General features: G+C 65.9%; 8 protein-coding genes. 2 read left to right on the forward strand and 6 right to left on the reverse strand.

What is annotated here, in order from left to right:
* The first annotated feature begins 99 nt into the window (after positions 1 to 99).
* Together J1C49_RS20910 and J1C49_RS20915 are read left to right on the forward strand one after the other, a co-directional pair.
* Positions 100 to 1053: a branched-chain amino acid ABC transporter permease gene (locus J1C49_RS20910; protein WP_227447775.1), complete on the forward strand. Its 954-nt coding sequence runs from the start codon at positions 100 to 102 to the stop codon at positions 1051 to 1053.
* Between the two features lie 113 nt (positions 1054 to 1166).
* Complete coding sequence (locus J1C49_RS20915; RefSeq protein ID WP_227447776.1) at positions 1167 to 2435, forward strand: ABC transporter substrate-binding protein; 1269 nt, start codon at positions 1167 to 1169, stop codon at positions 2433 to 2435.
* Positions 2436 to 2901: 466 nt separating this feature from the next.
* On the opposite strand, the gene J1C49_RS20920 is transcribed toward J1C49_RS20915, so the two are convergent.
* The 6 genes from J1C49_RS20920 to J1C49_RS20945 form a co-directional block, all read right to left on the reverse strand.
* The gene (locus J1C49_RS20920; RefSeq protein ID WP_227447777.1) at positions 2902 to 3825 is read right to left on the reverse strand and encodes a hypothetical protein; all 924 of its coding nucleotides are present in this window, start codon (positions 3823 to 3825) and stop codon (positions 2902 to 2904) included.
* A gap of 166 nt (positions 3826 to 3991) precedes the next feature.
* Positions 3992 to 5311: a TRAP transporter large permease gene (locus J1C49_RS20925; RefSeq protein WP_227447778.1), complete on the reverse strand. Its 1320-nt coding sequence runs from the start codon at positions 5309 to 5311 to the stop codon at positions 3992 to 3994.
* Positions 5312 to 5317: 6 nt separating this feature from the next.
* Positions 5318 to 5839, reverse strand: a complete 522-nt coding sequence (locus J1C49_RS20930; RefSeq protein ID WP_227447779.1) for a TRAP transporter small permease — start codon at positions 5837 to 5839, stop codon at positions 5318 to 5320.
* A gap of 463 nt (positions 5840 to 6302) precedes the next feature.
* Positions 6303 to 7280, reverse strand: coding sequence for a TRAP transporter substrate-binding protein (locus J1C49_RS20935; RefSeq protein ID WP_227447780.1), 978 nt, complete (start codon positions 7278 to 7280; stop codon positions 6303 to 6305).
* 52 nt (positions 7281 to 7332) lie between these two features.
* Positions 7333 to 8598, reverse strand: a complete 1266-nt coding sequence (locus J1C49_RS20940; RefSeq protein WP_227447781.1) for an FAD-binding oxidoreductase — start codon at positions 8596 to 8598, stop codon at positions 7333 to 7335.
* Positions 8595 to 9743: an enolase C-terminal domain-like protein gene (locus J1C49_RS20945; RefSeq protein WP_227447782.1), complete on the reverse strand. Its 1149-nt coding sequence runs from the start codon at positions 9741 to 9743 to the stop codon at positions 8595 to 8597. Before J1C49_RS20945 ends, J1C49_RS20940 begins: the two co-directional genes overlap by 4 nt.
* Between the last annotated feature and the right edge of the window lie 167 nt (positions 9744 to 9910).

Below are 9910 nucleotides of genomic sequence, written 5' to 3' on the forward strand. Positions count from 1 at the left end.
GGGGGCGCTGCCCCCGGACCCCCGGGATATTTGGGGCCCAAAGAAAGGCCAGGTCGGGTCGGGGGTCGGATGGTTTGGCGTCCCGGTGGGAGTGGCTGCATGATCGGGGTGATTTCCTATCTGGTGTTTTTCTCCACCGTGGCGTCGATCCTCGCGATTGCCGTGCTTGGGCTGAACCTGCATTGGGGCAATACCGGGCTGTTCAATGGCGGGGTGGTCGCGTTTTTTGGCGCCGGGGCTTACGGCACGCTGATCCTCGGGGGGACGCCGCAGGAGGCGCATCTTGGTGGCTACGGGGTGTTGTACCCGCTTGCCCTTCTGGGCGGGATGGCGGCGGCGGGGTTGCTGGCCTGGCTGGTGGGAGCGCTGACGCTGCGGCTCCGGCACGATTATCTCGCGATCTCGACTTTTGGCGTGGCGGTGGCTTTCGAGAACCTGATGCGCAACGCGGAATGGCTGGCAGGGGGCGCGCGCGGGGTGCGCGGGTTCGAGCGGCCCTTGCGGGCGGCGCTGGGCGACGGGTTTGTCTATAACATCGTGTTTCTGGTGTTTGTGCTGGCCTGTCTGATTGCCGTCTACCTGTTCCTGGAGCGGCTGGGTGCGTCGCCTTTCGGGCGGTTGTTGCGCGCGATCCGGGAGGATGAGGACGCGGCACGCTCGCTTGGCAAGAGCCCGGCGCGGGTGCGGCTTGTGGCCTTTGTCACGGGGGCCGTGATCATGGGGCTTGCGGGCGGGCTTTACGGCACGTTCTACGCCTTTGTCAGCCCGCAGGACGTCTTGCCGATCCTGACCTTTCAGATCTGGGCGATGCTCATCGTCGGCGGGGCGGGCAACAATCGCGGTGCGATCATGGGGGCGTTCCTTATCTGGGGGGCGTGGACCGCCTCGGGTTGGGCCTTGTCGCGTTTTGCCCCCATCGAGGCGCAGCTTTACACCGGGTCGATCCAGTGGGTTCTGATCGGGTTTGTGATTGTCGGCATGCTGATGTGGCGCCCGCAGGGGCTTTTCCCGGAGCGGCTCGTCGTGTCACAGTCGTCGAAACGGGCGTCGTAAGGGGGCTTGCGCGGGCAGCGTGGAAAAAACCGACGGCCCGCGAGACAGGGCGCGATCTTTCAGACAGTATTCATCAATCCGGAACAACAACGCAAATGCAGGGAGAAAAGACGATGACGATACGGATCAAGGGGCTGCTTGGCCTTGGCACCGCGCTGGGGCTGTCGCTGATGGGCGGGGCCGCGGCGGCGCAGGAGTGCACCACGAAGATCGGGGCGGTTCTGCCGACCTCCGTCGATTGGGGCCGTCCGATTGCGGAGACTGCGCAGTTTGTGGTCGATCAGGTCAACAAGGCGGGCGGCGTTCAGGGCTGCAAGATCGAGATGGTGCTGCGCGACAGCCAGGTCGATCCCAAGGTGGGCGTGGACGCGGCCAAGGCGCTGGTTGATCTTGACGGGGTGAAGCTGCTTCTGGGCGCTGTGAGTTCGGGCGTGTCGATGCCGATCCTGTCTTCGGTCACGGTGCCGTCGGGTGTGATGCAGATGTCGTGCTGCTCGTCCTCGACCGCTTTCACCACCGCCGCCGAGGAGGGCAAGTTCAACGGGCTGTGGTTCCGGACCTTTGCCACCACCGGCGTGCAATCCGCCGTGGGCGCCAAGATCGCCAAGGATCAGGGCTATGAAAGCGTCGCGATCCTCTACAAGAACGACGATTGGGGGCAGGATCTCGGCAAGCTGATCGCGGCGGATTTCGAAGCGCTGGGCATCGAGGTCACCGCGCAGGTGGCGATCAATGACGGCCAGCCGTCGTTCCGGGCGGAAGTCACGGATGCGCTCGCCGGGAACCCGGACGCGGTGTATCTCGCGCTTTACCCGGTGGAGGGCACGGCCGCGGTGCGCGAATGGCTGTCGCTTGGCGGGACGCAGAACATGATCCTCGCCAATTCGCTGAAATCGGACGAGTTCCGCGACAATGTCGGCATGCAGTATCTTGGCAACGCGCTCGGCACCGACACGGCGTCGCCCCGGGTTGCGAGTGCAGATACGTTTGTCGAGATGTACAAGGCCCGGTTTGACAGCGAGCCGAACGGGCCCGGCCTTGCCAACAGCTATGACGCGGCGATGATCGCGCTTCTGGCGATGGAAGCGGCGGGCAAGGATGCCGATGGCGCCGCAATCGCGGCGGCCGTGTCGCGGGTGACGGACCCGGACGGCACGCCGATCACCGCCGATGCGGCGGGCTTTGCGCAGGCGCGCGAGGTGTTCGCTGCCGGGGGCTCTGTGATGTACCAGGGCGCCACGGGCAATGTGCGCTTCGACGTCAACGGCGATGTGTCTGCGCCGGCGGTGGTGTGGAAATTTGGCGAGACGGGGATCGACGAGGTCGAATACCTGTCGCTGACCGAAGTGGACGATTTCATCGCCTCGATGTCGATGGAGTGAACGGACGCCATCCGAGCTTCAGAGGCGCGCCGGGAGACTGGCGCGCCTTTTTTGTTGCGCGAGGGTAAGGGGACGCGGGGATCGGCCGGTGTTTGGAGCGCGCGCGCGCCAATGCGAAGGCCCATGCGTGTCCGGGGGCTCGGGGCTGTGGACCGGGCTTGGCATGGATCGGGATTGGCGTGGACCGGGCTGGGCATGGATCGCGTGGGGAGGTCCGGTTTGGAGCGCTGCGGGTTGGGAGATCTGGCTTGCGGGGATCGGTGCGGATGTTCGGGGCGTGTGGCGGTTGCGCAGGAAACCAAGCGCGCCCCCGTGTGGAGAGAGACGTGGGTCAGGCGCATGTTGCGGATGGGTGAGCCACCGAATGTGACCCCATGCGGAGCGTGATGTGGGGCAGGTGCATGCGGCGTTTCGGTGAGACGCCAAGGATTGTTTGTCTTGAAAAGGGCGCGCGGGTCCGAAGGGGTCAGCGGCGATAGACGCCGCGCATCAGGATCGGGGTGAGATACATCGGCAGTTGGTAACAGCCGATGAAGGCCATGACCGGGGCGGTCGTTTCCGCCGGGAGCGAGACCAGAAACAGGGCGACATTCCGGTTGCCCGCGATGAGCGAGAGCGGGAGCGCGGTGTCATGCGGCAGGCGGTGGCGTGTGGCGCGCCACAGGGTGAATTGGGCCCCGAGATTGGCGGCGAAGGCAAGCGCGGCCCAGCCAAGCAGGGCCATGGGGTCGGCAAGGGCGAGCGCGCTGACCTGGGGCATGAGCGCCACGACGAAGACGGCGAGCGCAAGGGCGGAGAGCCCGTCGAGCCGCTCGACCGTGGCCGGTGCAGGCGTGCGGAAGACCAGACGGCGGGTGGCCATGGCACAAAGCGCCGTGACGCCGATCGTGGCGACAAGGACGAGGGAGGCCTGGGTTACGGCGCCCGCACCGTCCAACGCAGGCGCGAGGGCAAAGACCGGCAGGATCGTGAAGGGCATGAGCAGTGTGCCCACAACCATCAGCCGCATCGCGTATTCCGGAGCCGCGCCGAGCAGGGCGGTGATGTTGGGGCTGCCGACGATGGAGGGCGCGGCCGTCATCAGGATCAGCGCGAGCGCAACCGGGTGGCTGGCCTGACCCAGCAGGCTTGCCAGACCGAGGATCACAAGCGGCGCGGCCAGTTGCAGGGCAAGGGCGGTGCCTGCAACCCGCGGCAAGGCGGGAAGCGCGCCGAGGATGGCCCGCGGGGCCATGCGCAGCACCGACACGAAGAGCAGCGCCACCACCAGATGCGGCAACCAGGGCCGCATCACCTCTGCGAGACCGGGCGCGGCGAGCCCGACCACAAGCCCGGCGACCAGCACATAGCGCGCGTGGCGCGCCGCAAAGCGTAGCGGGTCGGTGATCATCACGGCGTGCCGGGCGCGCAGATGGGGCCGCGCGGGACGCGGGCGTGGGCGCGGCGCAGGGGGGCGCGCCGGGTGGCGACGGCAGGCAGACGCATGACCGGACCGCCCGCCCCCAGGCAGGGTGGGGCGTCACTCATGCCGGTCCTCCGGAGCGGGACATCCCGCCTCAGCCTCCGGGGCCTTGTCGGATATTGTCCGGCAACCATGTGGCCAGCTCGGGCACCGCGATCAGGACAAAGACCATCAGCACCATGATCAGGAACATCGGGATCGCGGATTTGGCGATATACCCCATTTCGTGATTGGTCATGCCTTGCAGCACAAACAGGTTGAACCCGATAGGCGGGGTGATCTGGGCCATCTCGACCACGACCACCACGAAAATCCCGAACCAGATCAGGTCGATCCCTGCTTCGCGCACCATCGGTTCGACAACGGCCATGGTCAGCACCACCGCGGAGATCCCGTCAAGGAACATGCCGAGGATGATGTAGAACACGAGCAAGGCCATCAGAAGCTGGAAGCGCGACAGCTCCAGCAGCGCGATCCAGTCGGCCAACGCCCGCGGGATCCCGGTGAAGCCCATGGCTTGCTTGAGGAAGGCCGCGCCCGCAAGGATCAGCGCGATCATCGCCGAGGTGCGCATCGCCCCCATCAGCGAAGCGGTGAAGGTGGCGCGGGTCAGCGAGCCTTGCGACGCGGCCAGCGCCAGCGCGCCGAGCACACCGATGGCCGAGGCTTCGGTCGCGGTGGCGTAGCCGAGATACATCGAACCGATCACCACGATGATCAGCACAAAGACCGGGATCAGGAAGCGCGAATTCTTGAGCTTGTCGGCGAGGCTCATCCCGGTTTCGACCGTGGGGTTCCACTTGCTGGAGGTCTTGGAGACGATCGCCACATAGGCCATGAACATCGTCGCAAGGATGATGCCGGGCATCACGCCGGCAAAGAACAGCTTGGTAATGGATTCATTGACTGTGACCCCGTAGACGATGAGCGCCAGCGACGGGGGGATCATCAAGCCCAGCGTCGCCGCCCCGGCAAGCGTGCCGATCACCATGTTTTCGGGGTAGTTGCGCGCCCGCAATTCGGGGATCGACATCTTGCCGACGGTGGTCAGGGTGGCGGCCGACGAGCCCGACACCGCCGCAAAGACCGTGCAGCCCACGATATTGGTATGCACCAGCCCGCCCGGCAGCCGCGCGAGCCAGGGCGAGAGGCCGCGGAACATGTCCTCCGACAGCCGGGTGCGGAACAGGATCTCGCCCATCCAGATGAACATGGGCAGCGCGGTCAGCGTCCATGAGGACGAAGAAGACCAGATCTCGGAAACCATGTTGGTGCCGGTCTGGAGGTTCTTGGTGGTCAGGAACTCGGACGCGAACCACGCCGCGCTGACAAGGGAAAGCCCGACCCACAGCCCGGAGCCGAGCAGCAGGAAGAGCACGGCAACGAGGGTGAGAGTGATGCCTACAATGGTCATGTCCGTTTACTCCGCATGGCTTTCGATGGTGTCGCGCACCACGCGGTGTTCTCCCCGCAGGATGAGATGCACCAGATTGTCGACGAAACAGATGGTCAGCAGCCCGCCGCCGATCACCATGACCGATTGCGGGATCCACAGCAGGGTCGCGTCCTGGCCCTGGCTGATGTCCTTGAACCGCCATGAGAAATAGACGAACTGGTAGGCGTGATAGGTGAAATAGGCCGAAATCACTCCGCCAAGCCCGAAGCACCACAGCTCCATGACATATTTCAGCTTGCCGGGCACCGCGTTGAGCAGGATCGACACGCGGATATGGGCACCGCGCCCGAGCGCGTTGGCAAAGGCCAGAAACGACGCCGCGGCCATGGCGTAGGAGGCATATTCCGGCGCGCCGGGAAAGACCTCGCCGGTCCAACGGGCCAGCATCTGCAGCACGATGAGGCTCAGGATGGCGATCAGGCAGAGCGCGGACAGCACGCCGGAGACGAGGTAGAGGGCGTCAAGCCCTTTGCGAATTGCGGACATGGCTGGGGGGCCTTTCGCGAACGTATCGACGGGGACGATGGGGTGCGGCGGCGAAAGAGCGCATCAGGGGGCCGGGTGGCGGGGTTTGAGCGCTTTTTCGCGTGTTTCGGGGCATGGGCCGGGTTGGGATCCTTGGCTCGGGTTCCGACACTTGGCGCGGGTTCCGACCCTTGGCACCGGTTCCGACCCTTGGGCCGATGCGGCACCGCTGCACAGGGTTCGAACTCCTGCACGGGTGTCGCAACCTTGCGCTTGTCTCGCAACCTTGCGCCTGTCTCGGGCCCTTGCGCCGGTCTCGGACCCACGCGTGGGTCTCTGACAAGCGCGCCGGGCTTTGACCAAGGGCGCGGTTCCACCACGCACAGCGCAGGGACCGCATGCAGGGTCTCACGACAGCGGTGGCCACGGACCGGAGCGCCGCGGCGGACGGGCCGCCACGGCATCCGGGGTGCAACCCGGGCGGTTATTGCATGCCCTTGAAGGCATCGACGATGGCCTGACCCTGTTCGCCCGCCGCTTCGAGCCACTCTGCGGTCATGGTTTCACCGATTTCCTTGAGCTCGCCGACCATGGTTTCGGAGGCTTTCTCGACGGTCATGCCACCGGCGCGCAGACCGGCCAGCGTGAAGCCGGTATATTCCTTGGAGCGCCAGGTGCCCGCATATTCCGCAAGCTCGGCGCAGGCTGTGATGACGTTCTTGTTGGCGTCCGACACGCCGTCCCAGACCTCGGAGTTGACCATGATGTAGTTGCGCGGCAGCCAGGCATCGACCTCGTAGAAATAGTTCAGCGATTCCCAGACCTTGCGGTCGTAGCCCGTGGCCCCGGAGGACACCATGCTGTCGGCCACGCCGGTGGCGAAAGCCTGGCTGATTTCAGCGGCTTCGATGGTGACGGGCAGCATGCCGGTCAGCTCTGCAAGGCGCGATGTGGCGTTGTTGTAGGAGCGGAACTTGATGCCTTCCATGTCCGCAACCGACGTCACCTCATCGCGGAAATAGAGCCCCTGCGGCGGCCATGGCACGGAGTAGAGCAGGGTCAGGTTCTGTTCGGCCAGAAGCTCCGAAAGCGGCTCCTTGGCGGCTTCCCAGAGCTTGTCGGCATCGTCAAAGGAGGTTGCGAGGAAGGGGATCGAGTCGACGCCAAACAGCGCATTCTCGTTCTGGTGACCCGACAGCAGACGCTCGCCGATCGGCACCTGGCCGGTCTGGATCGCGCGCTTGATCTGGGCGCCGGGGAAGAGCGAGCCGGACGGGTGGGTAGCGATCTCGATGTCGCCACCGGTGCCGGTGGTCACGCATTTGGCAAACTCTGCCGCGGTCACCGAATGGAAATTGGAGGCGGAATAGGCCAGCGGCATGTCCCATTTCTCGGCCAGAACGGCGGAGGCCGAGACGGCGGTCAGCGCGGTTGCCGTGAGAAGCGTGGTCAGTGTTTTCATTGGTTTGGTCCCTGTCTGTGGTTGCAAAGTGGGTGATTGAACAAGCCGTCTTTCACGCGGCTTTGGAGAAGCGTGCCGGGGAATAGACGCTGACGTCAACATTGGGTGTGCGCCCGGAGATCATCTGGGCCAGCAAACGCCCGGTTTTGGGGCCGCCGGTGAGGCCCACATGGTGGTGACCGAAGCCGGTAAAGGCGCCGTTCAGCCCCGGCACCGCGCCAATCACGGGAATCGAATCGGCCGGGGCGGGCCGGTGGCCCATCCATTCGACCTCATGCGCCCAGGTCAGTCCGGGCATGGCGGCGCGGATGCCCCGGCGCAGCAGATCGAAGGGCGCCCGTGAGGGAGAGGCCTCCAGACCGCCGAATTCGACGACGCCGGCGAGGCGCAAACGGCCGTCCATCGGGGTGGCGACATATTTGCCCGAGGCGACCATGACCGGCGCGCGGGGCATGACCGACGGTTCCCAAAGCTCCAGATGATAGCCGCGTTCGGTTTCCAGCGGCACGGCGAGCCCGAGCTTTGCGGCGAGCGGGCCGGACCAGGCGCCAAGGGCGACGACGGCGGCGTCGCAGGGGATGGTCTCTCCGCCCGCGCGCACGCCGGTGACGGTGCCGTTGTCGCGCACGAGGTCTTCCACATCGGCGGTGATGATCCGCGCGCCGTTTTGGGTTGCGTGTTTTGCCAGCGCCTTGACATAGGCGCCGGGGTCGCTGATCCGGCCATGATTGCCCATGCGCACGGCAAAGCCGATCTCGTCGGAAAAGGCGGGATCATAGGCGGCAAAGGCGGCGCGCTCCATTTCCTCCCAGGTGAAACCGGCCTCGCGCCGCAACCCCCAGCCGAAGGCGTCGCCCTCATAGGCCGCGCGGGATGCATAGAGGTAGAAATAGTCTGACGGCACTATGAACCGCTCCGCCCCGGTGCCGGCGGCCAGCGCCTGATGGTCGGCAAGGCTGTCGCCGATGACGGGAAAGAGCGCCCGGGCGATGCGGGCCGTGTCTGCGGCATTGGCATGGGCGAGATATTTGCGCAGCCACGGAAGAAGCCGGGGCAGGTAGGACCAGCGCAGGAACAGCGGCTGGTTCGGGCTGAAAAGCATCTTGGGCGCCTTGCCGAGAAGGCCCGGCACCGTCACGGGCACCACCGCGCAGGAGGCCAGAACGCCGCCATTGCCGTGGCTGGCGCCCTCGCCGGGGCCCTTGCGGTCGATCAGGATCACGTCATGCCCGTCGCGCTGCAGCCAGAGCGCGGTGGATACCCCGACGATGCCCGCGCCGATGATGGCGACGGTCTTGGGGCGCAGTTGGTCGGTCATGAGGGGCTCCTTGCAACGGCGTGGCGGTCGATGCGGTCGGGATCGGGGGAGACGCCGAGGCCGGGCGTCTCCGGCACGATGACATGGCCGGCCTCGATGGGGAAGGGCTCTGCGAGCACGTCCTCGTTGAGGTAGTAGCGCGCTTGATAGAATTCGCAGCCCAGCGTGATTTCCGGCGTGGCGGCGATCATATGGGCACCGGCGAGATGGCCAAGACCGGTTTCGAACATGTCGCCGCCATAGGCCGTGAGCCCGTGGGCGGCGGCCATGCGGGCCACGGTCTGCGCACGGGTGAGACCGCCGGATTTCATGATCTTGATCGACACGCCGTCACAGATGCCTTCGGCGGCGGCGCGGGCCATGTCTTCGGGGCCAAACACGGACTCGTCGGCAAGAAGCGGCACGGTGCAGGCCGCGCGCAGCCGCGCCATCAGCGCGAAATGGTGTGCGGCGACGGGCTGTTCGATGAAGTCCGGTCCGAAGCTGGCGACATCGCGCACGCGGGCCTCGGCATCGTCGGGCGCGAGCCCCTGGTTGTAGTCGACACGCAAGCGGAATTGCGGAAACGTTTGTGCGATGCGTTCGAGGCGCATGATGTCGAAGGCATGATCGGCAAAGCCCGCCTTGAGCTTGATCATCGGGATGCCGTCGGCAGCAAGGCGCTCCATGAGCGCGAGATCGGCGTCAAAATCGGGATTGGCGATCGAGACGGAGAGCGGGATGCGCCGCTGTGCAGCGCCGCCCAGAAGCATCCAGACCGGCAATCCGGCGAGGCGCCCGGTCAGATCGAGCAGCGCGGTTTCAAGCGCAGCCTTGGCCTCCGTGCAATGGGCCACGGCGCGCTGGGCGTCGGCCATGATGGCGGCACGATCGGAAAGCCTGCGTCCCACCACGAGCGGGCGCAGGTGGCGCGCCAGCGCGGCGAAGCTGGCTTCGGGCACGCCGGTGAAGACGGACCATGGCGCGGCCTCTCCCCAGCCTACGCTGCCGTCCTCCGCCGTCAGGCGCAGGAAGACCAGCTCGCAATCGCCAACCACCGCGCCGATGCCGTGATCGCGCCGCGAGCGGACCGGAAGCTGGCAGTGCCAGACATCCATCCCGGTGATCAAGGCGTCCATCTGTGAGGTGAGTCGGTTCTGCGTCATGCTTGGAAGCGTGCCGTGATCCGGCTATCATTTCCAATACAAAGACTTGCCCCATGTATCACTTGAACTTATGCTCTGGTGGCTCTGGTGGCTCTGGTGGCTCTGGTGGCTCTGGTGGCTCTGGTGGCTCTGGTGGCTCTGGTGGCTCTGGTGGCTCTGGTGGCTCT

It is taken from the genome of Cognatishimia sp. F0-27 (assembly GCF_020667845.1).
Taxonomy (GTDB): domain Bacteria; phylum Pseudomonadota; class Alphaproteobacteria; order Rhodobacterales; family Rhodobacteraceae; genus JAFMPQ01.